General features: G+C 57.3%; 30 protein-coding genes. 10 read left to right on the top strand and 20 right to left on the bottom strand.

The annotated features are described in order from the left end of the window. Positions 1–3: 3 nt before the first annotated feature. Both MDHKLMBL_RS05070 and osmF read right to left on the bottom strand, forming a co-directional pair. Positions 4–1158 carry an ABC transporter permease gene (locus tag MDHKLMBL_RS05070; RefSeq protein ID WP_053115549.1) on the bottom strand — a complete coding sequence of 385 codons (1155 nt, stop codon included), beginning with the start codon at positions 1156–1158 and terminating at the stop codon, positions 4–6. A gap of 36 nt (positions 1159–1194) precedes the next feature. Continuing rightward, complete coding sequence (gene osmF, locus MDHKLMBL_RS05065; protein WP_146083408.1) at positions 1195–2061, bottom strand: glycine betaine ABC transporter substrate-binding protein OsmF; 867 nt, start codon at positions 2059–2061, stop codon at positions 1195–1197. 231 nt (positions 2062–2292) lie between these two features. On the opposite strand from osmF, the gene MDHKLMBL_RS05060 reads away from it, so the two are divergent. Next, on the top strand, positions 2293–3384 hold the full coding sequence (locus MDHKLMBL_RS05060) for a TauD/TfdA dioxygenase family protein (RefSeq protein WP_104270258.1): 1092 nt from the start codon (positions 2293–2295) through the stop codon (positions 3382–3384). Between the two features lie 27 nt (positions 3385–3411). Here the strand turns inward: MDHKLMBL_RS05060 and MDHKLMBL_RS05055 are convergent, their stop codons facing one another. Next, positions 3412–3720, bottom strand: a complete 309-nt coding sequence (locus tag MDHKLMBL_RS05055) for a hypothetical protein (protein ID WP_008170638.1) — start codon at positions 3718–3720, stop codon at positions 3412–3414. Positions 3721–3887: 167 nt separating this feature from the next. On the opposite strand from MDHKLMBL_RS05055, the gene MDHKLMBL_RS05050 reads away from it, so the two are divergent. Beyond that, positions 3888–4697: a substrate-binding periplasmic protein gene (locus tag MDHKLMBL_RS05050; protein ID WP_241956178.1), complete on the top strand. Its 810-nt coding sequence runs from the start codon at positions 3888–3890 to the stop codon at positions 4695–4697. A 22-nt stretch (positions 4698–4719) separates the two neighbouring features. Here MDHKLMBL_RS05050 and MDHKLMBL_RS05045 read toward each other — a convergent pair whose 3' ends face one another. The 4 genes from MDHKLMBL_RS05045 to MDHKLMBL_RS05030 form a co-directional block, all read right to left on the bottom strand. Further along, positions 4720–5646, bottom strand: coding sequence for a M14 family metallopeptidase (locus MDHKLMBL_RS05045; protein ID WP_104270257.1), 927 nt, complete (start codon positions 5644–5646; stop codon positions 4720–4722). Beyond that, positions 5643–6857 carry a serine hydrolase domain-containing protein gene (locus MDHKLMBL_RS05040; protein ID WP_104270256.1) on the bottom strand — a complete coding sequence of 405 codons (1215 nt, stop codon included), beginning with the start codon at positions 6855–6857 and terminating at the stop codon, positions 5643–5645. Before MDHKLMBL_RS05040 ends, MDHKLMBL_RS05045 begins: the two co-directional genes overlap by 4 nt. A gap of 44 nt (positions 6858–6901) precedes the next feature. After that, complete coding sequence (locus MDHKLMBL_RS05035) at positions 6902–7303, bottom strand: GFA family protein (protein WP_081467501.1); 402 nt, start codon at positions 7301–7303, stop codon at positions 6902–6904. 65 nt (positions 7304–7368) lie between these two features. Beyond that, positions 7369–7695: a TfoX/Sxy family protein gene (locus tag MDHKLMBL_RS05030; RefSeq protein WP_039881837.1), complete on the bottom strand. Its 327-nt coding sequence runs from the start codon at positions 7693–7695 to the stop codon at positions 7369–7371. Positions 7696–7876: 181 nt separating this feature from the next. Between MDHKLMBL_RS05030 and MDHKLMBL_RS05025 the strand changes: the two genes are divergently transcribed. Beyond that, on the top strand, positions 7877–8917 hold the full coding sequence (locus MDHKLMBL_RS05025) for an NAD(P)H-dependent flavin oxidoreductase (protein WP_104270255.1): 1041 nt from the start codon (positions 7877–7879) through the stop codon (positions 8915–8917). A 74-nt stretch (positions 8918–8991) separates the two neighbouring features. Here the strand turns inward: MDHKLMBL_RS05025 and MDHKLMBL_RS05020 are convergent, their stop codons facing one another. Next, on the bottom strand, positions 8992–9753 hold the full coding sequence (locus MDHKLMBL_RS05020) for a LysR family transcriptional regulator (protein WP_104270359.1): 762 nt from the start codon (positions 9751–9753) through the stop codon (positions 8992–8994). Between the two features lie 238 nt (positions 9754–9991). Between MDHKLMBL_RS05020 and istA the strand changes: the two genes are divergently transcribed. Together istA and istB are read left to right on the top strand one after the other, a co-directional pair. Then, entirely contained in the window at positions 9992–11362 is a 1371-nt protein-coding gene (gene istA, locus MDHKLMBL_RS05015; protein ID WP_053113078.1) for an IS21 family transposase, read from the top strand. A gap of 9 nt (positions 11363–11371) precedes the next feature. Next, positions 11372–12112: an IS21-like element helper ATPase IstB gene (gene istB, locus MDHKLMBL_RS05010; RefSeq protein ID WP_053113077.1), complete on the top strand. Its 741-nt coding sequence runs from the start codon at positions 11372–11374 to the stop codon at positions 12110–12112. On the opposite strand, the gene MDHKLMBL_RS21320 is transcribed toward istB, so the two are convergent. Further along, positions 12097–12309 carry a LysR family transcriptional regulator gene (locus tag MDHKLMBL_RS21320; protein ID WP_338063630.1) on the bottom strand — a complete coding sequence of 71 codons (213 nt, stop codon included), beginning with the start codon at positions 12307–12309 and terminating at the stop codon, positions 12097–12099. The genes istB and MDHKLMBL_RS21320 overlap by 16 nt on opposite strands. A gap of 94 nt (positions 12310–12403) precedes the next feature. Here MDHKLMBL_RS21320 and MDHKLMBL_RS05000 point away from each other — a divergent pair, with 94 nt between their 5' ends. Continuing rightward, positions 12404–12907: a lactoylglutathione lyase family protein gene (locus tag MDHKLMBL_RS05000; protein ID WP_104270254.1), complete on the top strand. Its 504-nt coding sequence runs from the start codon at positions 12404–12406 to the stop codon at positions 12905–12907. Positions 12908–13017: 110 nt separating this feature from the next. Here MDHKLMBL_RS05000 and MDHKLMBL_RS04995 read toward each other — a convergent pair whose 3' ends face one another. The 7 genes from MDHKLMBL_RS04995 to MDHKLMBL_RS04965 all read right to left on the bottom strand — a co-directional run bounded on the left by MDHKLMBL_RS04995 (position 13018) and on the right by MDHKLMBL_RS04965 (position 16150). Next, the gene (locus tag MDHKLMBL_RS04995; protein ID WP_008170662.1) at positions 13018–13320 is read right to left on the bottom strand and encodes a type II toxin-antitoxin system RelE/ParE family toxin; all 303 of its coding nucleotides are present in this window, start codon (positions 13318–13320) and stop codon (positions 13018–13020) included. Next, positions 13308–13565 (bottom strand): type II toxin-antitoxin system Phd/YefM family antitoxin, encoded by a 258-nt coding sequence (locus MDHKLMBL_RS04990; protein ID WP_008170664.1) that lies wholly within the window; start codon positions 13563–13565, stop codon positions 13308–13310. The genes MDHKLMBL_RS04995 and MDHKLMBL_RS04990 overlap by 13 nt, the downstream gene beginning before the upstream one ends. Positions 13566–13681: 116 nt before the next feature. Further along, a complete protein-coding gene (locus MDHKLMBL_RS21120; protein WP_275541685.1) occupies positions 13682–13894 on the bottom strand; it encodes a GDCCVxC domain-containing (seleno)protein in 213 nt (70 codons plus the stop codon). A 150-nt stretch (positions 13895–14044) separates the two neighbouring features. Further along, positions 14045–14512 (bottom strand): nucleotidyltransferase, encoded by a 468-nt coding sequence (locus MDHKLMBL_RS04980; RefSeq protein ID WP_167450390.1) that lies wholly within the window; start codon positions 14510–14512, stop codon positions 14045–14047. Positions 14513–14616: 104 nt separating this feature from the next. Next, on the bottom strand, positions 14617–14922 hold the full coding sequence (locus tag MDHKLMBL_RS04975; RefSeq protein ID WP_104270252.1) for an NIPSNAP family protein: 306 nt from the start codon (positions 14920–14922) through the stop codon (positions 14617–14619). Positions 14923–15026: 104 nt separating this feature from the next. Further along, entirely contained in the window at positions 15027–15644 is a 618-nt protein-coding gene (locus MDHKLMBL_RS04970) for a hypothetical protein (RefSeq protein WP_146083403.1), read from the bottom strand. A gap of 92 nt (positions 15645–15736) precedes the next feature. Further along, positions 15737–16150, bottom strand: a complete 414-nt coding sequence (locus tag MDHKLMBL_RS04965) for a hypothetical protein (RefSeq protein ID WP_044629348.1) — start codon at positions 16148–16150, stop codon at positions 15737–15739. Between the two features lie 386 nt (positions 16151–16536). Here MDHKLMBL_RS04965 and MDHKLMBL_RS04960 point away from each other — a divergent pair, with 386 nt between their 5' ends. Both MDHKLMBL_RS04960 and MDHKLMBL_RS04955 read left to right on the top strand, forming a co-directional pair. Beyond that, entirely contained in the window at positions 16537–16890 is a 354-nt protein-coding gene (locus tag MDHKLMBL_RS04960; protein ID WP_115483691.1) for a DMT family transporter, read from the top strand. Positions 16891–16918: 28 nt separating this feature from the next. Next, positions 16919–17644 carry an SGNH/GDSL hydrolase family protein gene (locus MDHKLMBL_RS04955; protein WP_104270249.1) on the top strand — a complete coding sequence of 242 codons (726 nt, stop codon included), beginning with the start codon at positions 16919–16921 and terminating at the stop codon, positions 17642–17644. A 21-nt stretch (positions 17645–17665) separates the two neighbouring features. Here MDHKLMBL_RS04955 and MDHKLMBL_RS04950 read toward each other — a convergent pair whose 3' ends face one another. Both MDHKLMBL_RS04950 and MDHKLMBL_RS04945 read right to left on the bottom strand, forming a co-directional pair. Further along, complete coding sequence (locus MDHKLMBL_RS04950; protein WP_104270248.1) at positions 17666–19345, bottom strand: NAD-dependent malic enzyme; 1680 nt, start codon at positions 19343–19345, stop codon at positions 17666–17668. A 137-nt stretch (positions 19346–19482) separates the two neighbouring features. Then, entirely contained in the window at positions 19483–19707 is a 225-nt protein-coding gene (locus MDHKLMBL_RS04945) for a hypothetical protein (protein ID WP_241956177.1), read from the bottom strand. 135 nt (positions 19708–19842) lie between these two features. Here MDHKLMBL_RS04945 and MDHKLMBL_RS04940 point away from each other — a divergent pair, with 135 nt between their 5' ends. Both MDHKLMBL_RS04940 and MDHKLMBL_RS04935 read left to right on the top strand, forming a co-directional pair. Further along, a complete protein-coding gene (locus tag MDHKLMBL_RS04940) occupies positions 19843–21150 on the top strand; it encodes a short-chain fatty acid transporter (protein ID WP_104270247.1) in 1308 nt (435 codons plus the stop codon). Between the two features lie 359 nt (positions 21151–21509). Next, positions 21510–22292 carry a DUF5602 domain-containing protein gene (locus MDHKLMBL_RS04935; protein ID WP_104270246.1) on the top strand — a complete coding sequence of 261 codons (783 nt, stop codon included), beginning with the start codon at positions 21510–21512 and terminating at the stop codon, positions 22290–22292. A gap of 7 nt (positions 22293–22299) precedes the next feature. On the opposite strand, the gene MDHKLMBL_RS04930 is transcribed toward MDHKLMBL_RS04935, so the two are convergent. Together MDHKLMBL_RS04930 and MDHKLMBL_RS04925 are read right to left on the bottom strand one after the other, a co-directional pair. Next, positions 22300–23958 carry an acetolactate synthase large subunit gene (locus tag MDHKLMBL_RS04930; protein ID WP_104270245.1) on the bottom strand — a complete coding sequence of 553 codons (1659 nt, stop codon included), beginning with the start codon at positions 23956–23958 and terminating at the stop codon, positions 22300–22302. Then, positions 23955–25148, bottom strand: coding sequence for an L-lactate dehydrogenase (locus MDHKLMBL_RS04925; protein WP_199185486.1), 1194 nt, complete (start codon positions 25146–25148; stop codon positions 23955–23957). Before MDHKLMBL_RS04925 ends, MDHKLMBL_RS04930 begins: the two co-directional genes overlap by 4 nt. Positions 25149–25152: the final 4 nt, after the last annotated feature.

The raw sequence follows: 25152 nt of genomic DNA, 5'->3' as shown, positions 1-25152 counted from the left end.
CTGTCAGGCCGTCGCCGGTGTCGGCTTGAGACTGGCCGCCAGCATGGTGAGCAGAGCATCCGCCAGCAGCGCGAGTGCAATGGTGGGCAGCGCACCAAGCAATACCAGATCCATCGCCGCCTGCCCCAGGCCCTGAAAGATAAAGCTGCCAAAACCGCCGGCGCCAATGAGCGCGGCAACCGCGGTCAGGCCAATGGCCTGGATGGTGGTAATGCGCACGCCTTCCACAATCACGGGAAGCGCCAGTGGCAACTTGAGTTTGAAGAACAGCTGTCGCTCGTTCATTCCCATACCCCGCCCGGCATCGGCGAGGCTTTCCGGCACCTCGGTAAGCGCGACGAAGGTGTTGCGCACCATGGGCAACAGACTGTAAGCCACCAAAGCCAGCAAGGCCGGAGCCCAGCCAATGCCACGAATCCCCATGGCCTGCAGTGCCGGAAAAGCGGCCGCCAGCGCACTGAGCGGTGCGATCAGTAACCCGAATACCGCCAGGCTGGGAATAGTCTGAAGAAAGCTGACCGCGCCAAGGATGGGACGGCGCCAGGCCACACTACGAATCATCTTCAGGGCCAGTAGAAAAGCCAGACCGGCGCTGATGCCGACCGCGCCAAAGGCCAGTGCCAGATGAGTCCACAGGGCCTGCTCGAACTTGTCCGGGCGGGCGTTGAATTCCCGAACCAGCGACAAACTCTCCAGCCCACCGCCTCGAAGGATCCACAGCCAGCTGCCAACGATGACGGCCAGTATCATCAGCTGCAGCCCTCGCCCGCTCCCGAGGCGCCCGAGGATTTCGATCAGCATCAGCGACAGCAAAAACAGCAAACACCAGAAACCGGCTCCGATGGACGACCGCGCATAAGGTGCGTCTTCCGGCAGGTGCCGGCCCGCAAAGACCTCGAGCAACAGGGGCAGCAGCGCCAGGGAGAGGCCTACCAGGCCCAGAAGCGGCAGGTACCGCCGGCGCAACGGCAGAAAAGACAGCAGAACGCAGCCAGCCAGAACCAGTGACACCAGGCCAGCCCAGGGCCCGCCAACGGCCGAAATGAGGCCGTGACCGGTACCCGGAACAATGCGGTTGGGTTGAATGACGCCCAGGTCCAAAAGCCAGACCAGCGCCAGGGCAAGACACCCCAGCACAGGCAGGACACGGTTCGGCATGGTGTTCGAGGCAACAGAGCTGTAAATCGACAAACCTCAGTCCTGGGCCAGGGAATCCAGGTAATCCCGGGCGACGGTATCCGCCGGTACCCCGTTCACGGCCACCTGGCCATTCAGGCGCTGCAGCGTTTCGAGATCCAGCGATTCGAAGATCGGCGTCAGCACTTCCCGGATCTGCGGATAGGCTTCCAGCACCTCGCCACGCACGATCGGCGCTGGCTGATACACCGGCTGAACGCCTGCGGTATCTTCCATTACCTTCAGATCCAGCGCATCCAGCCCGCCATCGGTGCCGTAGGTCATCGCACCGTTTACGTCGTTGTTATTCAGGGCCGCCGCGCGCAATGTCGCCGCCGTGTTGCCACCGGAAAGAATCAACAGCTGGTCGGATTCCAGCTTGAAGCCATAGGCCTCCTGGAACGCCGGCAAGGCACTGGCGGATTCCACAAACTCGGCGCTGGCCGCAAACTTGAAGGCACCGCCCTCATTGATGTAATTCGCATGATCTTCGAGTGTGGCCAGGTTATTTTCCCGCGCCAAATCGCCCCGCACGCTCATAGCCCAGGTGTTGTTTGCTTCGGCGGGTTCCAGCCAGACAATGTTATGTGCCTCTTTATCCAGGCGAGCAGCCTCCTGGTAGGCCTTATCCGCATCTTTCCAGATATCCCGATCCGCCTGATCGTGAAAGAACGCAGCATTGCCGGTGTACTCGGGGTAGATATCGATTTCGCCGGCCTTGATCGCATTGCGGACGATGCTGGTGCCACCCAACTGCAGTCTGTTTTCAACCGGAATACCCGCCCCCTCCAGGGACTGCAACACCATCTGCCCCAGTACCGAGCCCTCGGTGTCGATCTTGGAGGACACCACCACGGGATCAGCAGCCATTACCGATCCGGACATCACGAACGCTATCAATGCCGCTGTGCGGCGCAAAAGGGATTTGGGAGTCACGGCCATTCCTCTCGGTTTTTGGTTACCACTATCAGTCTAGAGGCCGCATCTACGAAGGCAAACGGGATTTGGTCTTGCCGGCACCGGCCCGCAGGAGGCCAGTTCCAAAATCGGGCGGAACGGACATCGTATTTGAAATCCGGAAACCCAACGGGTTAGGCTGTCTAAATAGCGAGCAGCATGGTAGTGAAGGTTATGGCACAGACCCTGGAAAAGACCCTCGAACCCACCTCCACCGTAGCGCCCCTGAACCCTGATAACGTGGCACTGCTCGAACAGGAAGGTTTAACCCTCAAGCCACTGGACCCTATCGGCGTTGAGATCTACGGATCCGACGTGCGCAACCAGCTGCCAGAGCCGGCTATCAAGGCCCTGGAAGAGGAAATGGCAAATCGCGGGTTCATCGTATTCAAGCACCAAGCCGGCCTTTCCCCCGATGAACTGATTGAAGCCTGCAAATGGTGGGGCGGGCGCGAGATCCATTCCACCCACGGCGTGCATCCCGCAACACCCGGCCGTAACCGGCACATTTTCCGCTGCTCTAACGATGGCCGCCAGGGCATTCTTGGCGTTGGCCCGCAATGGCACAACGATGGCAGTTTCGAAGCCGCCACCTTCTCCCACAGCGCCTACTACATGGCCCGTGCGCCCGAGAATGGCGGCGGCACCCACTTCGCGCACCAGGGTGCGGCCTTTGACGCACTCCCTCCGGAGAAACAGGATTTCTGGGAACGACTGGTGTCGGTAAACTCCGCATCCAGTGTGACCCACCCCGTGGTTCACACCCACCCGATTTCCGGTCGCAAGAGTGTCTGGCTGCATCTGGGCATGACCGGCGCCGTGCTGGAGCGCCTGCCGGAAGAAGGTCTGACGCTCGACCAGTTGAAGACCCTACCCGCACCCGCGGACAGCTTCCACCTGCTGGACGAGGCCGCCATGAAGGAACTGTTCAACGATTACAACGATCTGCTGAACGATTCCTTCGAGGGTGGCTACGGAATTCGCTACGAATACGAAACCGGCGATCTGTTATTTATCGATAACTGGGCCGTCGCCCACCGCGCCGCGCCAGAAGCGCATCTGCCGGCAGAGCAACAGGGACTGCGCATCATGGACCGGGTCACCATCAAGGCACCGAGAAACCTGTCGCCCCATTTCGGGCTGCCCCAATACATCAACATGGCCGGCCCCCACCCGTTCAACAAAGACGGCGTATGGCAGGCCGGTGGCGTGGGCTTCCGGTGGAAAGACGATATCCGCATGCAGAACTGATTCACCCGTTTTGCATGCGGCCGTGCGTCACTGCACCGGCTGACAACCGCGCACAGCGAGAGAGATATTCGTTGCCGCCTTGATCTGATCGTAGTATTTCGCGGCGGTTTTCACGCCCATATCCGCGTAGTTCCCGGCACTGGGGCTGATCAAGGTGCCCAGCTGGGCCCAAGCCGCCGCGGATTGCCGGTCACTCTCATAGGCTGAAAATGCCTGGTAGATTTCATTACAGGTAATGCCGTCTCCATCCATAGCTGCGGAAGAAACATGAGAGGACGTCTGACAGCCCGTCAAAGCGCCAACCGCCAACAAAAACCCAAGACTCTTGTACTTCATTGATCAGGTCTCCCAGGCCGTAATGGCCTCTTTTCGAAAGTATGGATAGCATGGTCTTATACATTCCAGCCCGATGCCAGACCTGCTGGTCTCAATGGAAAGATGTATTGAAAATTCCTCGCCACAAACTAAGCTATTCCTGTCTCTTCACTCTTTTGAGCATGCCCATGAAAGCGTGTCTTCATGCAGGTCTCACTCTCGCGCTATCCATTCTGCTTCTCTGGAGCCCAGCCCGAATTGGCCATGCGGAAACCGTCCTGCATGTTGCCTATGAGGATAAAACCCAGTTCCCCTACTACATGGGTGACACCGAAAAGGTTCTGGAGAATCCCGGCGCAGCCGTGGAGTTGGTCAAGCTGGTAGAGGAACGGATACCGGGTTTGCGGATCAAGTTCAGCCGATACCCCTGGAAACGATGCCTGGCCATGCTCGAAACCGGCCAGGTGGATGGTATCTTCAATGCCTCTTACAATGCCGCGCGCACCCGAATTGGCGAATACCCCCGGCGGGACGGTCAGGTTGACCCTACCCGCCGACTAACCACCATCAGCTACAATCTCTATGTCCTGCCAGATACAGAGCTGGGCTGGAGCGGCAAGGCTTTCGAAGACACGGACCTGTCAGTTGGCGCCCCATTGGGCTACTCAATCGTGAACGATCTGGAGAACCTGGGCGTTTCCGTAATCAAGGTTCGGAGTTCCAGGCAGAGCCTGCAGTTACTGACTGCCAGACGCGTTCATGCCGTTGCGCTCCAATCGGTCACCGCCGATTTTCTGTTACGCCAGAACGCCAGGCAGCTCCCGGGCATTGTCCGGATTGATCCCCCTCTCAAAACCAAGCCCTACTACCTGATGCTCTCACGGGAATTCAAAGCGGCAAACCCGGAGCTTGCAGAGCACATATGGAATGCCATCGGCGAACTCAGAGAAGAAAAGCTTGAGGCCCTGGCGCAGCCCTATCTATCCGAGTCCGGCTAGTCAGCTTTCCCACTTATTTGGCCTATTGAGAGTGAGTAAGCCCATAGTCGATGGCAGCACACACCGCCGCGGCCTGCGCGGCATTGCATTGCTCGGGGGTTACGCGGGGGCTGTCGGGGTAAACCTCGGTGGTGGTCCGGTAGGGCGCACTCGTAATACCGGCGCACAGGCCCCACTGCGTGAGCGGATACGCGATCACGCCCCGGGCGACCACCGGGGAGCCGAAGATCTCGCCGCTGTCATCGGCCGGCGCAATATGCGTCACCTGCTCCACCGCCCTGATCAATGCCTGCTGGAATTCAGGCTGTGGGTTCTCGCTGTCGTCGACCACATAAAAGCCATCGGGAATCCCGGCCGGCTCGAACGGCTTGCCGTCGCGGGCAGCCAGCGCCGGGCGAAACTCTGATTCGTCGGTATCGGTAGTCTCGTGCAGGTCGATATGAATCAGGGCACTGTCACGAACAGGCGCTACCAATCGCATAAGGGCGGCTGACTCCTCCGCCCGACTGCCCTCGTGGAATGAACGGTTGGGATCAATCGCATTATAGTTCCAGCGATGAATGCGCTCATACGCCCAGGGACTGACACAGGGCGCAACCAGCAAGTTCACGCGGCCGGCATAATCCGCTGCGTGCTTATCCAGGAACTGTAGCGCGCCATGCACACCACTGGTTTCATAGCCGTGAACCCCGCCGGTTATCAGCACCACCGGCAGATCGTTATTCCAGCCGCGGCTGCGAATCGCCATCAGCGGATAGTAATCCGGGCCGTAATCCAGAGCGCCGTACTCTTCCACGTCAAAGCGCGAGCGCAGGCCCTCGATCACACTCAACACCGCCGCCTCGTAACTGCGCTGACGAGTCTGCCGTGACAACCACTCGGCGCGTTCCGCATCGCCCCAGGGAGTGCCGGGAGTGCCGATTGGATAGGGTGTTGAAACTGTGTTCATAGCAGCGCTCCGTTAACGATTGCCCGTAACTCCTGACGGATGGGGTATGTTGATGAGGGAATCAGTTGCGTCATGAAGATCATCACCAGCTCCTCCACGGGATCGACGAAAAAGTTGGTGCTCGCAAGGCCACCCCAACCGTACTCACCGACCGATCCGTTGGTCTGGGATTTGGCGACGTCGGTTTTTACCGAAAAGCCCAGACCAAAGCCAGTGCCGGCATAAGGTGTCTCGCTGAAAGCACCGACAGACAGGCCCGGTAGGTCCTGATTGTAAGGCAGGTGGTTGCGACACATGAATTCCAGCGTTTTTCGACCAATAATCCGCCGCCCGCGGAACTCGCCACCCTGACACAACGCCTGGGCGAAGTGGAAATAATCGTCAATGGTGGAAACCAGCCCGCCACCACCTGACAAAAACTGAGGTTTTCGGCGGAAGGGAGACGTTTCGGGATCATCCTGCAACGCGAACTGATCACCAGGTTGGTACTGATAGCAGGCAGCGAAGCGGTCAAGTTGATCATCCCGAACGTGGAAGCCGGTGTCAGGCATATCCAGAGGCTCAAAGATGTGCTCTCGGAGATACTCGTCAAATGGCTTATCAGCCAGCAACTGCACCAGATACCCAAGCACATCCGTGCTGACCGAATAGTTCCAGGCTGTGCCCGGGGAAAACTCCAGAGGCAGCTCTGCGAGGCGATCGACCAGGGCTTCCAGCGTCATGCTCCGGCTGCCATCCAGCTTAAGCTCGCGGTAGGCAGCGTCAACGTTGGTGCGCTGCATAAATCCGTAAGTCAGGCCTGACATATGCGTGAACAGGTCGCGAATTGTCATGGTGCTGGATGCAGGCGTGGTCAGGAAGTTGGGGTAAACCCCGCTTTTATAAATCCGCCGGGTTTTCCAGGCAGGAATATACTTGTGTACGGGATCATCCAGTAAAAACCGTCCCTGCTCATAAAGCTGCATCATGGCGATAGATGTGATCGGCTTGGTCATGGAATAGATGCGGAACACCGTATCCCGGCGGACCGGCTTGTTGCGTTCCACGTCCATCAGTCCCTGGGCTTTCACATAGGCAATTTCCCCTTGCCGGGCGACCAGTGTCAGCGCGCCGGGTAACTTCCCGGGCTGGACGTAGCAACGGTCAAGGTGGCTTTCAATGTTTGAAAGATGATCCGTAGACAGGCCAGCAACCTGTGAGTGTTCCGTCATAGAGGGGGCACCTACTTGCGGGTTTTCGGATTTATGCAACTAGCTTACTCTGGCAGGCCCTCAAACTCTGGCACGTCGCCAAAGTCGCCATCCCAGGGTGCTTTACTGCCTGTAAAAATGTGGGCTGTGGGTACCATGGAGATTCTGCTGTCTAAACATCCTGCAGGAACGACAACAACACCTTCAAGCTGAGTGCTCGGCAATGCTGACCCGCACAACTTACAAAAGCTCTTGTTGTGACGAGTGCCAGAGAGCGTAAAGGAGGTCACAGCGTCTTTACCGGATAACCAGGTCAATTCAGCGGACTGCGAGAACAAATTTGCCGCATGAGCAGATCCGGTATCTTTTTGGCAGTGTTGGCAATGACACAGATAGAAACTGTCGAAACTGCCTTGTACCTCAAATTTCACAGTGCCACACAGGCAGGAACCAGAATGAACAGTCATCGGTTTTTCTCTATCGCCTCTTACTGAGACACCTGAAACATCGCGAACAGGCAGCCCGGCAGTGATTATTGTTTACGTGATCTTAGTGCTGCACCGTAGGCCATTGTCGCCCAATGACGCATTTCTGATGGGTCTTCCAGCGCCTCTTCGGGTGCCAGGTAGTATGACATTCCCACCATTCTCTGTCCCTTCGGATACATGAACTGTGATAACCCACGTTCTTCAAAACAGCTGACGGACTCAGAGTCTACTTTCAGGTAGAGCATGTCGTCGGCGACAAGGCCTATCATCACATCATCGTGGTAGATGCCGTAGCCACCAAACATCTTTCTGGCGCGAATTTCACCGAATTCGGAAAAAGTTTCTTTTAGGTATTCGATGTATTCACTCACTTTTCCAGCACTCGCATATCTAAAAGCCTGTAGTGCGGCAGGGCATCCAACCATTGAACAAGAGGAATTTCGAATGCCTTATGTCAATATCAAGATCACCGATGACAACTGGGGCGTCAAAGGGGAAACCGTCACCGAACTGCGAAAACGATAACCAACTAACAGGGGAGCAGAACTCACCATGACCACCCTCCGGGAACTTCTGAACGTTGACTACCCAGTGATTCAGGCGCCCATGGCGGGCGTGCAGGACAGCGCGTTGACCATCGCAGTTTCCAAAGCGGGCGGGCTGGGTTCGCTCCCCTGCGCCATGCTCACAGGCGAAAAAATCCGCGAAGAAATGGCCAGGATCCGAGCCGCTACAGACCGCCCCTTCAATCTTAATTTCTTCTGCCACACCCAGCCACCGGAAGACCCGGAGAAAGAAGCCGCCTGGCGGCAAAGCCTGCAACCCTACTACCAGGAACTGAGGCTGGAGATGAACGAAGACGCCGGCGGCCCAGGCCGCCGCCCTTTCGATGAACAAACGGCCGACCTGGTGGCTGAATTGAAGCCTGCGGTAGTGAGCTTTCACTTCGGCTTACCGGCCCCCGATTTGCTGGCCCACATCAAATCCAACGGTGTTAAAGTACTGGCCAGTGCCACTACGGTGGCCGAAGCCTTGTGGCTGGAGGAGAGAGGCGCGGACGCCATCATTGCGCAAGGGCTCGAGGCCGGTGGTCACCGCGGCCACTTTCTGTCTGACGACCTTGGTCTGCACATGGGTATCTTTGCGTTACTCCCCCGAATCACATCCAGAGTGAAGCTCCCTGTAATTGCGGCAGGCGGCATTGCCTCTTCCGAAGGTGTCAAAGCAGCCATACAACTGGGCGCCACCGCGGCCCAGGTCGGCACAGCTTACCTGCTGTGTACCGAAGCAAAAACCAGTGCCATCCACCGGGCCGCCCTTCAGTCCCAGCAAGCTTCCCACACCGAAATCACCAACGTGTTTTCCGGCCGGCCAGCGCGCGGCATCGTCAACCGGCTCATTCGCGAGCAAGGCCCTATCAGTTTGCGCGTGCCTGATTTTCCCAATGCGGCGGCTGCGTTGGCACCCCTCAGATCGGAGGCGGAAAAGCTTGGCAAGGGAGACTTTTCGCCCCTTTGGGCGGGGCAGAACACCATGGGGTGCGAAGAGATCTCAGCCGGGGAAATGACGTTGAGGTTGGCGGGTTTCGAGTAATGCTTGCTGGCGAACAAATGCCTTCTGCGTCTTGCCAGAAAAGGCCAAGTAAAAGACGAAGGCAACAGCCGGTTTTAAAGCCCCCTCTTGGCTTCAGCTATTACAGTCTTCATCCTCGCCTGAAGTGCCCGATGCCGGGGAACGCACAGATATAACGTTTCGCTGACCGGGTTAGCGAGAGGATGAGCTTTGATGTGCTCAGACTTCTCAAAGGCCTCAACGGCATGTGCAGGTAAGACGGTAAAACCCAAACCCATACTAACCGGCTCCAGAATCAAACCGATCTGGTTCGAGAACCCCTTTCTGGGAAACAGGTTACTGTGCTGAAACTCAGGGTAATTGGCACCAAGAAGCAAGCTGGCGTGATGACTCCCATCCGGGTGATCGATAAACCCTAGAGCCATCAGAGTGTCCCAGTCCGGTTCCTCGACAGTAGCAGGTGTTACCAACAGCAGCGATTCCTGCGCGACAGGCGTGCAACTTACCTCGGACAGGGTAGATTTCGAAGTCATGAATCCGAGATCAACAATCGACTTCGCGATCGCGTTCTCCACATCCGGATTTGGCGCAAACCGGTAATCGATAACAAGCTTCGGGTGCTTGCTCTGTAGCGCCAAGAGATGTGGATAAAGCTTCAGCCCGACACTACCCGGAGACATGATCCGCACACTGCCTGCAAAGGGCGGATCCTCTCCGACTGTCTGTTCCAGATTCGACAACGCAAAGAGGATGCCCTGCGCCTCGGTATAAAGCCTTTCGCCTGCACCCGATAGAGAAAACTGCTTACCCTGCCTCACAAGCAATTCGGTACCGAGCTGCTCTTCAAGCTTACGCACATGCTGACTGCCCCCTGCATATTCCGGCCCATCATGAACACCCATTCCGGACGAACGTGAACACCTATTCTGGTTCAACGTGAACAGTCATTCTGGTCGAAGATGAACACTTTTCGGAAATTTCCGGAATCGGTGTTCACCATGCCGGAATCGGTGTTCACGTTCAACCAGAATCCTTCTTAACGCATTGTTTATTCAACCGCTTGCTACTCTGGTTCTTTTTTTGGGAATCAGGGTCATGGCAGCAAAGAGAATTCCAATGCGCAAAATAAGAGAAGTGCTTCGCCTGAGGCTGGAAGCCGGGCTTTCGATCCGGCAAATCAGCGCCAGCACCAAGACCAGTGTCGGGGCTATCCAGAAGCTCCTGACCCGAGCCCAGGCTTTAGAGATCACCTGGCCCTTACCCGAGGATCTGGACGATGGCCGCCTGGCGGCCATGCTCTATCCCGGTGCTGACCCCACCAGCTCCAGCCGCTATCAGGTACCGGACTGGTTGACCGTCCATCAGAGCCTCAAACACAAGGGCGTTACCAAGCAACTGCTATGGGAGGAATACACCGCCCAATACCCCAATCGCTGTTACAGCTATTCTCAATACTGTGACCGCTTCCGGCACTGGCAAAAGCAGCAAAGGCGCTCTATGCGCCAGATCCACAAGGCCGGTGAAAAGTGCTTCATTGACTACTGTGGCCCCACCGTTCCGATCATTAACCCGCAAACCGGCGAAATCCGCACGGCCCAGGTGTTTGTCGCCGTGCTGGGGGCTTCGAATTACACCTATGCGGAGGCCACCTGGAGCCAGGGCTTGCAGGACTGGTTGATGAGTCACGTGCGCACCTTTGAGTTTTTTGCGGGTGTTCCGGAGATGATTATCCCCGATAATCTGCGTAGCGGTGTCAACAAAGCCTGTCTGGCCGACCTGAATCAGTGCATCCGGTCCCTGCTGGACGACCTGAACAGCCGACCATTCCGAGCGCTGCCAGGCAACCGGAAGGAGGCCTTCAAGACGCTCGACCAGCCAGCCCTGAAGGCGCTACCCAAACACCCCTATGAGTACGTCGAGATCCGGCGTTGCCGGGTCAACATCGATTACCACATCGAGTTCAGCCAGCACCACTACTCGGTGCCGCACCAGTATGTGGGCGAGCAGGTGGACCTCCACGCCAGTGAGCGACTGGTACAGATCTACTTCCGGCAACGACAGATCGCCAGCCACCCACGCAGTCATCAGTACGGCATCACGACCGAGTCAGGGCACATGCCCACCCGCCATCAAAAACAACAACAGTGGTCCCCCGGCCGGCTTAAGAACTGGGCCCGGGACATCGGGCCGGACACCCTGATCTGGGTCAGTGACCGACTGGATGAGCGGGAGCATCCGGAGCAGGCCTACCGGGTCTGTCTTGGGCTACTCAATCTGAGCAAGGAATATCCCAGCGAGCGCCTTAACGCCGGTTGCCGCATTGCCAACCGCGAAGGCCTGGACCGGCTGAAACACATCAAGGCCATTCTCCGGAGCAACCGGGACAAGTTGCCCGAACAACTGCCCTTGCACACAGAACTGCCCCAGCACCACGAGAACATCCGTGGCCCGAAGAGCTTCCACTAGGATACCCGCATGAACACCTTGCAAACCCTGACACGATTGAGAGATCTGAAGCTCGGCGGCATGGCTGCCGCCCTGGAACATCAACAAAACCAGCCGGGAACTTATGACGAGCTGTCGTTCACCGAACGCCTGGAGCTGTTGCTCGACCGGGAGTTCCAGACCCGGGATCACCGCAAGCAGGATCGCCTGGTGCGTCAGGCCCGCTTCAAACTCCGGGCCTCGGTTCAGGACATCGACTACCAGCACCCACGCAATCTGAAGAAAACACAGGTAGCCCAACTGGCCCAGACAGACTGGCTCGAACGGGGTCAGAACCTGTTGATTACCGGCCCTTGCGGCAGCGGCAAAACCTATCTGGGTTGCGCCGTGGGGCATCAGGCCTGCCTCAACGGCCTCAGCACCCGGTATTACCGGATCTCCCGATTACTGCTGGAACTGACCCAGGCCAAGGCCGATGGCACCTACCAGAAAACCCTCAGCCAACTAGCCAAAGTAAAGCTGCTGATCCTGGACGACTGGGGGCTGGAAGCTCTGAAACCTGCACACCGGAACGACCTGATGGAGATCATGGATGACCGTCACGGCACTCACTCGACCATGATCATCAGCCAGCTACCCACCGATCAGTGGTACGCCGCCATCGGCGATAACACTCTGGCGGACGCCATTCTGGATCGGTTGATGCACAACGCTCACCGCTGGGCTCTGAAAGGGGAATCGATGAGAAAGCGACTTCAGGAAATTGACTGAACGTGAACACCCAGGGTACAAACTCCGGTGGGTGATGCGTTAAGAAAAAAGGTGTTCACGTTCAGCCAGAATGGGCGTTCACGTTCGCCGGAATATGCACCCCCCGACTGTGTCATGTGAAGGCGCTCGCCGGTTCGGGTGAAATGACCGACTTCCACCAGTGTGCAAAAGGTGCGTAACCAGGCCGTATTTATCATTACATTACGTAATCTTTTAGAGAATAAATGATAATTTTAACTAATTATCAGCCCCATGTAACCTGCTCTCAGTCTTAACAAAGGAGGACAGCCAATGAGCAACGTGTACCCAAGAAACTTTTCACACATCGGCATATCCGTGCCGGATCTTGAACAAGCCGTAAAGTTCTACACGGAGGTTATGGGTTGGTATTTGATTATGGAACCAACCGAGATCGAGGAAGACGACAGCGCCATTGGAGAAATGTGCACAGACGTATTTGGCGCGGGCTGGGGCAAGTTCCGTATCGCTCACTTATCGACAGGCGATCGGATTGGTGTGGAGCTTTTCCAGTTTAAGAACCAGACCAACCCGGAAGACAATTTCGAGTATTGGAAAACAGGGGTTTTTCATTTCTGCGTTCAAGACCCGAACGTAGAGGAACTGGCAGAGCGGATTGTGGCCGCAGGTGGCAAAAAGCGCATGGAGAAACCGCGCTACTATTACCCCGGCGAGAAGCCCTACCGCATGATTTATATGGAAGACCCGTTCGGAAACATCCTGGAAATCTATAGCCACAGCTATGAATTGATCTACAGTGCGGGCGCCTACCAATAAGCGCCAAGACAGTTTCAGGGGGCTTTCTGCTACGGGAAGTCTCCTTGATTTAACGCTTGGCTTTGCTATGAAGCGAAGCGGAGACATAGGCATCCGAGTGCCGCGCCTGGTTAGCTGTTCCCAAGCATGTACGCCCGAAGCTGTCGCTCCTCTCGCATGACATAGAGAATGAGAACTCGCTTATCATCCTCACGATAAAAAATGCGACACGGCGGAACCACTACCTCCCTGTATACTGAATTAGGGAGTTCTGGAGGAATCCGTCCGGATTGGGGAAAATCTTCCAAACGCTCGGTCTTATCGAAAACATCCTGGACCAGGTGACTTGCGGCTGCAGGATTATCAAGAACAATGTACTCGGCGATGGCATCCAGTTCTTGAAGGGCGGGCTCCGTCCAGATTACTTCAGCCATTTACTCATTTTCTCCCTGGCCTCACTCTGGCTGTACGTTCTTCCCTCAAGTACAGCACGCTCTCCCCGTGAGAGCCCCTCAAGCAGCTCAAGTCGACGCTGCATAAACTCATAATCCTGCACATCAACAAGGTATGCGGATGGCTGACCATGCTCCGTGATCAGTATCGGCTCCTTAGACGAGTGCAAATCTGCAAGAATCTTTGTGGCTTGGCGCTTAAGGTTCGTAACAAGCTCAACTTTCATGGGCTAACCCTGATCCAAATTTATAGTGATACTATAGTATCACTTTTCGGGTGAGGCAATCACAGCTAACGCGAAAACGAAGCGGCGCGTCTCACGCGTCCGCCTTACGTGACTTGCTATGGGCCAGGAGCACAACACCCTGCCCCTTGCTGAATTGGCGGGCACGGTACTGTGGCGTATGAACAAAAGACACAGCAGTCGCCATGCTTGGGCTTCAGTAAAACATGGCACGACTCACACTCGTAAAAATACTGGCATGAGTCGGTAGGCATGGTTTCCGTTTTCTGATGGCCACAGTTTGGACATTTGATCGTTGATTCCAAAATCATATCTACCATAGCCATGCCCTCCCGAAAGGTATGGATTAGCCTAACCTACATTGGATCAGGCTGTGCACAGAAATCGACCAGGCCTATAACGCTTGCCATCAACGGTGACATAACGGCACCGGAGGTTTCTGCATTCAGTGCACGGTCTGGTTATGCGCTCTCACGGATAGCACGGATATCCTCGATATCCACCGGACGTGAAAGCGCGGATTTATACTGGACCAAGTCGTCCTTCAACATAAGGGGAAGCTCAAGGCCCAGCAAATGCACGGTCGCATATCGAGAAAAATCTATGCTAAGCGGAACCCAGGTTTCGTTTACTGCATCGTAGATTTTTGGACCGTCAGCGCTACCTACCTCCACTTTGATACCTTCATACTTGAACTGGACGTAGGTTAGATCCCAGCCTTCCTCTTGTCGGTGAGCGGCAGCTTTAGAGACAAACTCCTGGCCAGCCTGAACCACCGACGAAAAGTATTCACCAGGAACGAAAAGGTCGATGTCATTTAGATCGCGCTCAGAGCCATATCCCTTTGCTGCGAGTCCGCCACAGATCAGAAAGGGAATATTCCTATCCCTCAGTAACCTCACAATCCATTGGGCTGCCAAATGATGCACGCCCCCTCCTTTTGCGCAAAACGCTTGCATAAGCGGCGCCCGACTAGGGCGTCCGGTGGAGGCCCTAGTCGGGCCGGAGCAGACTTAATGCACTTGTTACAAGCTCACTCGAAAACCGGCCTCATAAAACTGCGCTCACAGCTTAGTACACAACGAGTTTCTTCGGCATATCGGAAGGCGGCTTGGCAATCCGAGTCTTTGAACGAGGCCTCACGATACTTTTCATAGGCTGCCAGCGACTCGAACGTGAATAACGCGATAGCTATATTGTTTGCGCCCTCGGAGGGCAAGAAATACCCATGATGCTGACCGCCGAATTTCTGGACCAAAGGTATCCACATTTTCGAGTAGCGCTCGAACTCGGCGGTTTTGTAGGGATCTATAACGTACTTCAGATAGCAGGTAACCACTTGAACTCCCTTTCAGTTGGCCTTGTAACGCTTTGGTTCAGCGGCGCCCTGATAAGGGCGTCCGGTGGAGGGCCGCCAGGCCCAAAACGAACTGGAACGACTGGTTAGACAGCTCGCTTAAGATGCGGTTTTAGTTCCATTTCTATCTGTTGAATATCACTTTGCAGGCCACTCAAAAATTTATCTTCTTTCCTGTTGCCGCGGGAATTTATGGTTTCTCTTGTCCGCCGTATGTCTTCTAAACTTCTACCTCCGCGAGGAGCGTCCGACATAATTGTATCTAAATGATCCATGATTGCGGCGTAAAGCTCCCCGTCCCAGCTATATAGTTTTCGAACCTTCTCGACTAGCTCAGCACCCCAAAGTACCTCAACTTCAAGTAAGGTCGCCTCAAGAGCGTTCCTGGCATCGTACACCCGGTCATATCTGTTCTGATATGCCTTTGCTAATTCTCTATGGCGCCTGTCTTTGTCATTTGCTGGTGGAGGCCCTTCATCGTCTGACAACTCCATCTCTTTCAACGCGATGAACGGAAACCGAACGGATTGAAGCGCCTCACGAAACTGGTAAACCTCTTTTAGCAAGCGTCGGGCGAGCTCATATTGTGCAGTTCCTTGAAGCTGGCGCCTCCATGTGGATAAACCAATAACAGCAACACCCGCCCCAATGATCGCGGCCAATGCAACAATAACGTCCTTAATTGGAGAGACCCACACTTCCATAAAACAGACCATAGATGTCTAACGCCCTGGGTAAGCTGCCGATACGGAGCGCAGCTTAGTAGCGGTCAGCTTCACCCACTGGTTAGCTGAGGTCATAGGCAAAAGACTTGGTTAACCCAGACACTATCTTCTCCCTCATTGAGGAAAGGACCATGTATGGAAGCGGTACACCCCTTCAGCGGTACCCTACGGTCGCCAAGCTCGTCGGCAACCCAGTCCACATAAATTCGCCACTCTTCCACGTCGACATCTTTGACGATACCGATAGCGAGAACGGACATATCTGTTGCCCCTTGGCCTCGTAGGCGCTTTACCGCGATACGATCACCAACTCGAACCTTATCGAATCTTTGCTGCTGATTTTTAATGGTATTGCCTACACCAGATTGTTCATTAGCAAATTTATTGATATCCCAGCAGTACCAATAGCCCCGTTTAAGGAATTGCGGTAATACATCTTCACTCCCACCCCAGGTGGCACCTACTACCCAATACTGTGTTTGCACGTAGTCTCCTTTACAGCTAACAGCTAATTATACGAACACGTTCGTATATCCCCCGTTCGCAAAACTCCAGTTCCCTGCAGCAGTGGCGAAGCCGAATTATTCAGTAAAAATAGCATCTTAGAAACCAGTTACCACAGCTACCGCCAGAGTTATAAGCCCACTCACGAGCCACTCCACTTTCAACCAGGGGCGGATAACTCCTCCTAGCCATCGTTACCCTTTCAACACTATCAGATAGTTACCTTCATATCTCATCCTGCATGCCGGAGTTTTGCGAACGCGTTCGTATAACTCCGGCATGCACTCCCAGCTTAGTGCAGTTTCCCTTTTCTGCAGTCACCCTGTAAGAAGGCACTGCCGGCTGGTATCGTCTGCTTCCCAATTTCGTGCGGTACTGGAGATTCACTGTGAAAAGTTGGTTATTCCTGGGCGTTGCCATTGTTGCGGAAGTGGTAGCAACCAGCGGGCTGAAAGCCAGTGAAGGGTTCACCAAACTCTGGCCCTCCCTGCTGGTGATTGCGGGCTATGCCGTGGCCTTTTACTTCCTCTCGATCACGCTGAAGGAAATTCCGGTGGGCGTGGCCTATGCCATCTGGGCGGGGATGGGCCTTGTATTGGTTGCACTTATCGGCTGGCTGATTTACGGGCAAACTCTGGATGCCGCCAGTGTGATCGGGATGGCGCTGATTATTTCCGGTGTTGTGGTGATCAATGTATTCTCCAAGTCAGTCGCTCACTAGTCTGTCGGCATAACCGGAGACCCTTCAGATGCACCTCCCTTTCTGGCTGACCACCGCCCTGCTCTTCCCGGTACTGCTCTACCAGGGCAAGCAGGCCCGCCGCACCACGCCCAGGCTGCCGGAAGCCGGCGGTTCACCGTGCGGTCAATACGGTGAAGGCACCCCCGCCAGGCGGGTCCTGGTGATTGGCGAATCCACGGCGGCCGGTGTCGGTGTTGAAACCCACGATCAGGGACTGGCCAGCCAGTTGGCGAAGCAGATTCATGAGCGCACGGGCCAGACCATTGCCTGGCACACCTTCGGGATCAACGGTATTCGGCTCGGGGCTTTGATTCGCAAGCTGGAAACCACTGAACTGCCAGAGGCGGATGTGGTGCTGTTGAGCATGGGGGTGAACGACACCACGGGGTTCACTCCCCGTTTTCGTTTCCGCCGGCAGTTGCGGGAATTGCGCCAATTGCTCGCACCTCGGTATTCGGGGCCCATTCTGCTTCTCAGCGTGCCGCCCATGCACCTGTTCACGGCGCTGCCCTCGCCGCTTCGGTACGTGGTGGGTTGGCGGGCGCGGCAGCTGGATAACCTCTATATCCGCCTCGCAAGGCGGTTTCCCCAGGACTTCCGCTACGTGAACTACCCCGTGGTCACCGACCCTGAGCTCCTGGCCAGTGACGGTTATCACCCCGGCCAGCGGGGCTATCAATACATTGCGGAGGCGCTGGCCTCGGAAGATTCACTGGGCGGCGGTTCCCCCTAGCTCCGCACGGCTGTCTAACTGTCAGATGGCGCGCCGCAGGTAACGCCGATAACGCGGTCGCCAGAAATTGCGCTCGATGGATCGGCGGATGGTGTCTTCATCGGATCTCAGAGCCACTCCCTCTTCCTGAGCCTGCCTGGCCACATCGAAGGCAATTCGGCGGCTGAGGTCCTGGATACCGGCCAAGTCTGGCAACAGCCCATCCCCGGTGCCCTGCACAATGGGGGCCTGGGTTGCCAGGGCGTTGGAGGCGGCTGTGAGCATGGTGTCCGTTACCCGGGAGGCGCCGGCGGCCACCACACCCAGGCCAACGCCCGGAAAGATGTAGGCATTGTTGCACTGGGCGATGGGGTAGGTTTTGCCATCAAGCTCCACCGGCTTGAAGGGACTACCGGCAGCGACCAGGGCCTTTCCATCGGTCCACTTCAGGATATCCTCGGGTGTGGCCTCCACCCGGGAGGTGGGATTGGACAGGGGCATTACCACGGGTTGGTCACAGCTCGCGTGCATGGTTTTGATCACGTCTTCGGTAAACAGGCCGGGTTGACCGGAGACACCAATGAGCACCGATGGCTTGGCCTGTTTGACCACATCGATTAGTTCCCGGCCCGGCCAGCCCTTTAACCGCCCGGGGTCCTGAGTCAGTGTTCTCTGGAAATCCTGCAGGCCGTCCTGATCGTTGGTCAGCAGCCCGTCCCGGTCGACCATGTAGACCCGTTGGCGCGCCTCATGCTCGGACAACCCCTCATTGGTCATGGCAACGATAATCTGCTCGGCAATACCGCAGCCGGCGGACCCGGCGCCCAAAAACGCGACGGTCTGTTCACTGACCTTTTCTTTCTTCGTTTTGCAGGCGGCCAGCAAGGTGGCCAGGCACACTGAAGCCGTGCCCTGAATATCGTCGTTGAAGCAACAGGCCTGGTCCCGGTACTTGTTCAGTAACCGCATGGCGTTGTTCTGCGCGAAGTCCTCAAACTGCACCAGCACGCTGGGCCAGCGGCGCTTCACTGCCGCGAGGAAGTCGGCCACGAATTCGTCGTATTCTTTCTGGCCGATACGCTTGTGCCGCCAGCCCATGTACATGGGGTCATCCAGCAGTTGCTGGTTATTGGTTCCCACGTCCAGCATGATCGGCAGGGTATTGGCCGGGCTGATGCCGCCACAGGCGGTGTACAGGGACAGTTTGCCGATGGGAATGCCCATGCCACCGATGCCCTGGTCTCCCAACCCGAGAATGCGCTCGCCGTCGGTCACCACAATCACTTTGACCCGTTCCTTGGTGGCGCTGCGCAGCAGGTAGTCCAGGTGTTCGCGGTCCGGGTAGGAGACAAACAAGCCGCGATGGTTGCGGTAAATGTTGGAAAACTCCTGGCAGGCATCCCCCACGGTCGGGGTGTAGATGATCGGGAGCATTTCCTCCAGATGGTCTTCCAGCAATCGGTAAAACAGGGTTTCGTTGTCGTCCTGGATCGCCCGCAGTGTGATGTGGCGGTCGAGATCGTTCTGGCACAGCTTGTACTGTTTGTAGGCCCTCTCTGCCTGCTCCTCGATGGTTTCCACATGCTGTGGCAGCAGGCCGACCAGGTTGAAATCCATGCGCTCCCGGTTGGTGAAGGCACTGCCCTTGTTCAGCAAAGGCATCTCCAGCAACGAGGGGCCGGCGTAGGGTATATACAGCGGGCGTTTTTCCGTATCAGTCATGATCACCTCGTAAAGCAGGTGGGCTGCGAACGAACGGGGCTCAGCGCTCCGTTGGCAATAGTGACAATGCCTGGAGAAAGGATAGTCGCTGAGATCCAGTTCGTCCGCCCGCTGATGAGCCGCCCGGCTCGATTACCTCACGGAGCCAGCTTGCGCTTCAGTGCCTTGGAAACCGATAGCGGCAGGCTGGGCAATGAGCGCAGCATCCACGGCAGTATCCGGCGCTTGAACCCGCTCAGGGATTCCGGGATCACGGCTTCAATGAGGTGTGGTCCCGGCATTCTCTGGGCGTATTCCAAAGCTTTTTTCATTTCCTCGGCGGTGTGCACGCGCACGCCGGGCACGCAAGGCTGCTTTTTCATTGCCTAGGCTCTGAGATCCCGGATTCCCGGATGATAGGAGGTTGCAATACGCCGAAAGAATAATTTGAACCTCAGTGCGTTTTCCGTTTAGGTTGCTACTCTTAAACAAAGCCAAAAATAACAAAGGAGTAGATTATGCTAGACAGAGCATCCAGACCCATGGTCAGTCTGGTCGACAAGTACCTGCCGGACCCCTACCTGTTCGTCATAATACTGACGCTTATCTCTTTCATCGCTGCAATGGTTTTCCAGGGTCACGGCCCGATGGCTGTGGTGGAAATGTGGGGGAATGGATTCTGGAATCTTCTGACCTTTTCCATGCAGATGCTGCTGGTTCTGGTGACCGGGTTTATGATGGCCAGCACGCCGCTGGTACGAGGCATCCTGAACCGGATTGCCGGACTCGCCAGAACGCCGGGCCAGGCGATTATATTGGTAACCTTCATAGCCCTGATCGCCAGTTGGATAAACTGGGGGTTTGGCCTTGTTGTTGGCGCGCTGTTCGCTAAAGCTCTCGCCCGACAGATCCGCGTTCACTATCCGTTGCTGATCGCCAGTGCCTATTCCGGCTTTATCGTCTGGCACGGTGGTCTGGCGGGCTCCATTCCCCTTGTCGTTGCCACCGAGGGCCACTTTACCCAAGACACCATCGGCATTATCGGTACCGGGGAAACCATCTTCGCGTTCTTTAACCTGGCCATCGTGGCGGCCCTGTTCATCATCGTACCGTTGGTCAACCGGCTGATGCTGCCCGAGGAAAGGGACAGTATTTATGCCGACCCGAAGATCCTGGACGACGAGCCGGATACCTCTGTGGTGATCAACCGTCCCGCCGACTATCTGGAGAACAGCCGCACTCTGGCCTGGCTGATCGGCTTCAGTGGAATTGCATTTATCTTCCAATACTTCATGGACGGGGGCGGGCTGAACCTGAACATCGTGAACTTCATGTTCCTGTTCATTGCCATCATCCTGCACCAGACCCCCAAGCGCCTGCTGGCCAGCTTGAACGAGGCAGTCAAAGGCGGGGCGGGCATCGTAATCCAGTTTCCGTTCTACGCGGGCATCATGAGCGTGATGACGGCCTCTGGTCTGGCCGCGAGCATTTCCAGCGGTTTCGTCTCCATGGCCAGCGCCGAGAGCCTGCCATTCTGGAGCTTCATCAGCGCCGGCCTGGTGAACATCTTTGTACCTTCCGGAGGTGGCCAATGGGCCGTCCAGGCCCCGGTCATGCTGCCGGCGGCGCAGGAGCTGGGTGCGGATATTCCCAGGGTGGCCATGGCTGTAGCCTGGGGTGACGCCTGGACCAACCTGCTGCAACCGTTCTGGGCCCTGCCGGTGTTGGCAATTGCCGGGCTGAAAGCAAAGGACATCATGGGTTACTGCCTGATGCTTCTGATCATCACCGGCATCGTCATCAGCGCTGGCCTGACCTGGCTCTAACGTCTGCCCAACCACTGAATCCGGGGAGCTCTCAAACTCCCCGGATCCTCCCGATCTCTCCCAGGCCCAAACATTCCACGATGCGCCTCAGCGTCTTGGAATTCGAAAGCGGCAAACACACCAAGCAGGCCATAAAAATCAGTTCTTGGCTGTGAATCTGGTGGTATATTGAACAAACCCAGCCAAATCCCGTTCTGGTGGTAGTAGGGAGAAGCGTGCAGACAGGAAGCGCGTTTTACTGCTGTCAGTCCAGCCTGCCAAATCCGATCTCCTCTGAGTCAGCCCGAAGGGCAATGGCTTTCTGGCCATGGTGGCCGCTCGATAATGCCAAATGGCATGTGTCACTGAGGAGTGGTGAGATGAAAACTGCTGTTTATCTGTTCCGGCCCAGCTGTTCCGTCTTGACGGCGGTGTGTCTGGGTTTTGCCAGTGTTGCATTCGCTGCCGATCCAGTCGTCTATACCGGAACCCCGGTGGCGGTGGGTACCGGTACCGCGCGAGTGGAGGTGACAACCAAGGGGATGGACGAACCTGAGTCGGTGTCCGTGGTTCTGACCAGGGATGCCCTTCAGGGGCTTCCCGAGGTTCAGGGCAACCAGATGGTCTGGGAGTTTGCGTTACCCATGCCGGAAGCCGGCCCGAAAACAGGCTACGATCATGTTCTCCTCGACTGGAACCCGGCCGGGCATATTCCTGATGGGGTTTACACGGTTCCCCACTTCGACGTGCATTTCTATCTGATCAGCGGGAGTGAGCGTGAAGCTATAACCTTCCATGGCGAGGGCCGTGAACTGGCCATGACGGCACCAGACCCACAACTGGTTCCGGCTGGCTATGTCGTCCCCCCGGATACCGCTGTGGACAGGATGGGAATGCACGGCCTGGACCCTGCGGGGCATGAATTCCAGGGCCAACCGTTCAGCCACAACTTCATCTACGGCTATTACAAGGGCGAGCTGATGTTCGTTGAGCCTATGGTATCCCTGGCCTTCCTGGAGTCGCTTCCGGAAATGACCTCACCGGTAAAGCAACCCCAGCGGTACAGCTACCCGGCCTGGTATCCGGCAACCTACCGGATTGGGTTTGATGCCGGTAAGGGTGAGTACACCATTGCGCTCCAGAACCTGGCCAGGTTTGACTGAATCTGCCTCAGGGCGCCAGCTTGCGCTTCAGCGCCTTGGAAACCGACAGCGGCAGGCTCGGCAATGAGCGCAGCATCCACGGCAGTATCCGGCGCTTGACCCCGCTCAGGGATTCCGGGATCACGGCTTCAATGAGGTGTGGTCCCGGCATTCTCTGGGCGTATTCCAGGGCTTTTGCCATTTCCTCGGCGGTGTGCACCCGCACAGCGTGAACCCCCATGCCGTTGGCCATTTCCGCGAAGTTGATCACCGGGCCGCGCAGGTCCAGCTGGGATTTAGCTTTCTCCCCGGCTTCTTCCGCACCTACCCGCTCCAGTTCGATGTTGAGCACGGAGTAAGAGGCGTTGTTGAAGATGATGGAGGTTACATTCAGCTGTTCCCGGGCCATGGTCCACAGGGCCTGAATGGTGTACATGGCGGTGCCATCGCCGATCAGGGCGATGACCGGCCGGTCCGGGCAGGCCACGGCGGCACCCACGGCATTGGGAAGGCCCTGGCCGATGGCGCCGCCGGTGAGGGTGATCATGTCGTGGCGAGGTGCGCCGGCGGTCATTACCGAGAGCATCAGGCTGGAGGTGATGCCTTCATCCACGATGATGGCGTTCTCGGGCATCAGTTCACCCACCGCTTTGCAGACTTTCTCGGCGGTGAGCTTTCCCCGTGGCCGGCCCGGCCGTTTCGCTGGTTGTAGCTTCGGTTCGGCCTGGCTGGCGCCAACGGCGTCGTTGAGCTTGTTCAGGCTGGCCAGGATGTCCTGGTCGGGCGCCACCAGGGTATGTACCTGGCAGGTATCCGGCACCAGATAGCTCTTCTTGCCGGGATAGGCGAAGAAAGAGACCGGCGCCTTGGCGTCCACCAGAATCAGTTGTTCCACGTCCGTCAGTTGTACCGTAGCCAATTCGGCCAGGTAGGCCAGGCGTTCGATGTAAGGCAGGCCGGCACCCCGCTCAATGCGGGTTGGGAAGGTTTCCGCCAGCAGGGTCACGCCGCCGTGGGCAGCCAGCTTGGCGGCCGCCAGCATGCTCGGTTCGCGCAGGGAATGGCCGCCCATCAGCAGGGCGGTTTTCTTGCCGGATCGGATGGCCTTGGCAATGGCTTCCACCGTGGCATCGTCTGCAGGCTCCGGTGTCGGCGGCGCCAGGGGCGCGCTGGGCACACCGCCCTCGCTCCAGGACACATCCGCAGGCAGTATCAGTGTGGCGACCTGCCCCGGCGCCGTACGGGCAGCGGCAATGGCTTCGGCGGCATCCTGGGAGAGGGTTTCCGTGCTCTTGGCGGTGCGCACAAACCCCGGGGATACGTTGCGGGCTACGGTCTCGATATCCGACTGCAACTGGGCATCGTATTTCACGTGGTAGGTGGCGTGGTCGCCCACAATGTTCAGCACCGGCACCTTGCCCTTGCGGGCGTTGTGCAGGTTGGCCAGGCCGTTGCCCAGCCCGCAGCCCAGGTGCAACAGGGTAGCGGCGGGTTTGTCAGCCATGCGGGCATAGCCATCCGCGGCGCCGGTGGCCACACCCTCGAACAGGGCAAGAACCGCCCGCATTTTGGGTTCGTCATCCAGGGCGGCCACAAAGTGCATTTCACTGGTACCGGGGTTGCTGAAGCAGACCTCAACACCGGCATCCACCAGGGTTTTCATCAGGGCTTGTGCGCCGTTTGTCATTGTTGTTCTCCAAGCTTTCCGGGTTCAGGGTTTGAGTTTCTATCCAGTTGGTCTGTGCCGATGTCGGCAATTCGGGTCACGCCGGTGAGGGTCATGGCCAGGCGCAGCTCCTGCTGCAGACTGGCCAGCAGGTTATTCAGCCCGGCCTCACCGCCGCCGGCCAGTGCCCAGGCCCAGGGGCGGCCGATCATCACGCCCCGGGCGCCGAGAGCCAGGGCCCGGAAAATATCAACGCCACTGCGAATACCGCCATCCACGAGCAGTTCGGTTTCTGATCCCACCGCGGCCACGATTTCCGGCAGTTTGCTTGCGCCGGAGGCGACGCCGTCCAGCTGACGGCCGCCGTGATTGGAGACAATGATGCCGTCTGCCCCCACGCTCACAGCCTGGCGAGCGTCTTCCCCATCCAGGATGCCTTTCAGCAGCAGGGTACCTTTCCAGTGGCGGCGCAGCCATTCAATGTCGGCCCAGGTCACAGTGGGATCAAACTGGGCATCAATCCAGGACTTGAACGCGTCGAGATCCCCGGCATTCGGCACCACGTCACTGAGGTTGCCAAAGTTCAGGGGGCCGCCGCGCACGGCCACATCCCAGAGCCAGCCCGGGCGGGATAGCAGTTGAACGGCCTTCAGGGCCTTCGCGCGGGCGCCGGAGCTGGAGAGGCCATTGCGGAAGTCGCGATGGCGCATGCCCGGTTGCGGCAGGTCGACGGTAAACACCAGTGTGCGGCAGCCGGCAGCCCAGGCTTTATCCAGCAGGGCTTCGATGCGGGCCCGGTCACGAATCATGTAGAGCTGGAACCAGGCCGCCCTGGAAACGGAGGTCTGCACTTCTTCCACCGGGCAGATGCCCACGGTGGAGAGGGTAAACGGGATGCCGGCTGCTTCTGCGCTGCGGGCCGCCTGCACTTCACCACGCCGGGCCATCATGCCGGCCAGCCCGAGCGGCGCGAGCACCACGGGCATGTCACAGGTCTCGCCGGCCAGGGTGCTTGTGGTATCCACCTGATCGACATCAATCAATACCCGCTGGCGCAGCTTTATGCCGTCCCATTCAGTTTCATTGGCCCGGAGGGTCTGTTCGTCTGTTGCGCCGCCGTCCAGGTAATCAAACAGGAACCGGGGCAACCGGGCGCGGGCCCTTGCACGGTAGTCTTCAGCGGTGGCCGGGTAGCTTAGCTTCAGCGTCATGGCG

The sequence above is a fragment of the Marinobacter flavimaris genome (assembly GCF_002933295.1).
GTDB classification, from domain to species: domain Bacteria; phylum Pseudomonadota; class Gammaproteobacteria; order Pseudomonadales; family Oleiphilaceae; genus Marinobacter; species Marinobacter flavimaris.
This window is presented reverse-complemented; position numbering and strand designations above follow the sequence as displayed.

What these genes read in the sequence shown, in the direction of transcription:
- MDHKLMBL_RS04925 (WP_199185486.1), bottom strand. Translation starts at nt 25,148, where the DNA reads ATGACGCTGAAGCTAAGCTACCCGGCCACCGCTGAAGACTACCGTGCA.
- MDHKLMBL_RS04970 (WP_146083403.1), bottom strand. Translation starts at nt 15,644, where the DNA reads ATGGAAGTGTGGGTCTCTCCAATTAAGGACGTTATTGTTGCATTGGCC.
- MDHKLMBL_RS05040 (WP_104270256.1), bottom strand. Translation starts at nt 6,857, where the DNA reads ATGACGGAACACTCACAGGTTGCTGGCCTGTCTACGGATCATCTTTCA.
- MDHKLMBL_RS05045 (WP_104270257.1), bottom strand. Translation starts at nt 5,646, where the DNA reads ATGAACACAGTTTCAACACCCTATCCAATCGGCACTCCCGGCACTCCC.
- MDHKLMBL_RS04940 (WP_104270247.1), top strand. Translation starts at nt 19,843, where the DNA reads ATGCTAGACAGAGCATCCAGACCCATGGTCAGTCTGGTCGACAAGTAC.
- MDHKLMBL_RS05050 (WP_241956178.1), top strand. Translation starts at nt 3,888, where the DNA reads ATGAAAGCGTGTCTTCATGCAGGTCTCACTCTCGCGCTATCCATTCTG.
- osmF (WP_146083408.1), bottom strand. Translation starts at nt 2,061, where the DNA reads ATGTCCGGATCGGTAATGGCTGCTGATCCCGTGGTGGTGTCCTCCAAG.
- MDHKLMBL_RS05060 (WP_104270258.1), top strand. Translation starts at nt 2,293, where the DNA reads ATGGTAGTGAAGGTTATGGCACAGACCCTGGAAAAGACCCTCGAACCC.
- MDHKLMBL_RS04990 (WP_008170664.1), bottom strand. Translation starts at nt 13,565, where the DNA reads ATGAAAGTTGAGCTTGTTACGAACCTTAAGCGCCAAGCCACAAAGATT.
- MDHKLMBL_RS05025 (WP_104270255.1), top strand. Translation starts at nt 7,877, where the DNA reads ATGACCACCCTCCGGGAACTTCTGAACGTTGACTACCCAGTGATTCAG.
- MDHKLMBL_RS05055 (WP_008170638.1), bottom strand. Translation starts at nt 3,720, where the DNA reads ATGAAGTACAAGAGTCTTGGGTTTTTGTTGGCGGTTGGCGCTTTGACG.
- MDHKLMBL_RS04930 (WP_104270245.1), bottom strand. Translation starts at nt 23,958, where the DNA reads ATGACAAACGGCGCACAAGCCCTGATGAAAACCCTGGTGGATGCCGGT.
- MDHKLMBL_RS21320 (WP_338063630.1), bottom strand. Translation starts at nt 12,309, where the DNA reads ATGATAAATACGGCCTGGTTACGCACCTTTTGCACACTGGTGGAAGTC.
- MDHKLMBL_RS05000 (WP_104270254.1), top strand. Translation starts at nt 12,404, where the DNA reads ATGAGCAACGTGTACCCAAGAAACTTTTCACACATCGGCATATCCGTG.
- MDHKLMBL_RS04935 (WP_104270246.1), top strand. Translation starts at nt 21,510, where the DNA reads ATGAAAACTGCTGTTTATCTGTTCCGGCCCAGCTGTTCCGTCTTGACG.
- MDHKLMBL_RS05035 (WP_081467501.1), bottom strand. Translation starts at nt 7,303, where the DNA reads ATGACTGTTCATTCTGGTTCCTGCCTGTGTGGCACTGTGAAATTTGAG.
- MDHKLMBL_RS04945 (WP_241956177.1), bottom strand. Translation starts at nt 19,707, where the DNA reads ATGAAAAAGCAGCCTTGCGTGCCCGGCGTGCGCGTGCACACCGCCGAG.
- MDHKLMBL_RS04995 (WP_008170662.1), bottom strand. Translation starts at nt 13,320, where the DNA reads ATGGCTGAAGTAATCTGGACGGAGCCCGCCCTTCAAGAACTGGATGCC.
- MDHKLMBL_RS05070 (WP_053115549.1), bottom strand. Translation starts at nt 1,158, where the DNA reads ATGCCGAACCGTGTCCTGCCTGTGCTGGGGTGTCTTGCCCTGGCGCTG.
- istB (WP_053113077.1), top strand. Translation starts at nt 11,372, where the DNA reads ATGAACACCTTGCAAACCCTGACACGATTGAGAGATCTGAAGCTCGGC.
- MDHKLMBL_RS04950 (WP_104270248.1), bottom strand. Translation starts at nt 19,345, where the DNA reads ATGACTGATACGGAAAAACGCCCGCTGTATATACCCTACGCCGGCCCC.
- MDHKLMBL_RS04955 (WP_104270249.1), top strand. Translation starts at nt 16,919, where the DNA reads ATGCACCTCCCTTTCTGGCTGACCACCGCCCTGCTCTTCCCGGTACTG.
- MDHKLMBL_RS21120 (WP_275541685.1), bottom strand. Translation starts at nt 13,894, where the DNA reads ATGATTTTGGAATCAACGATCAAATGTCCAAACTGTGGCCATCAGAAA.
- istA (WP_053113078.1), top strand. Translation starts at nt 9,992, where the DNA reads ATGGCAGCAAAGAGAATTCCAATGCGCAAAATAAGAGAAGTGCTTCGC.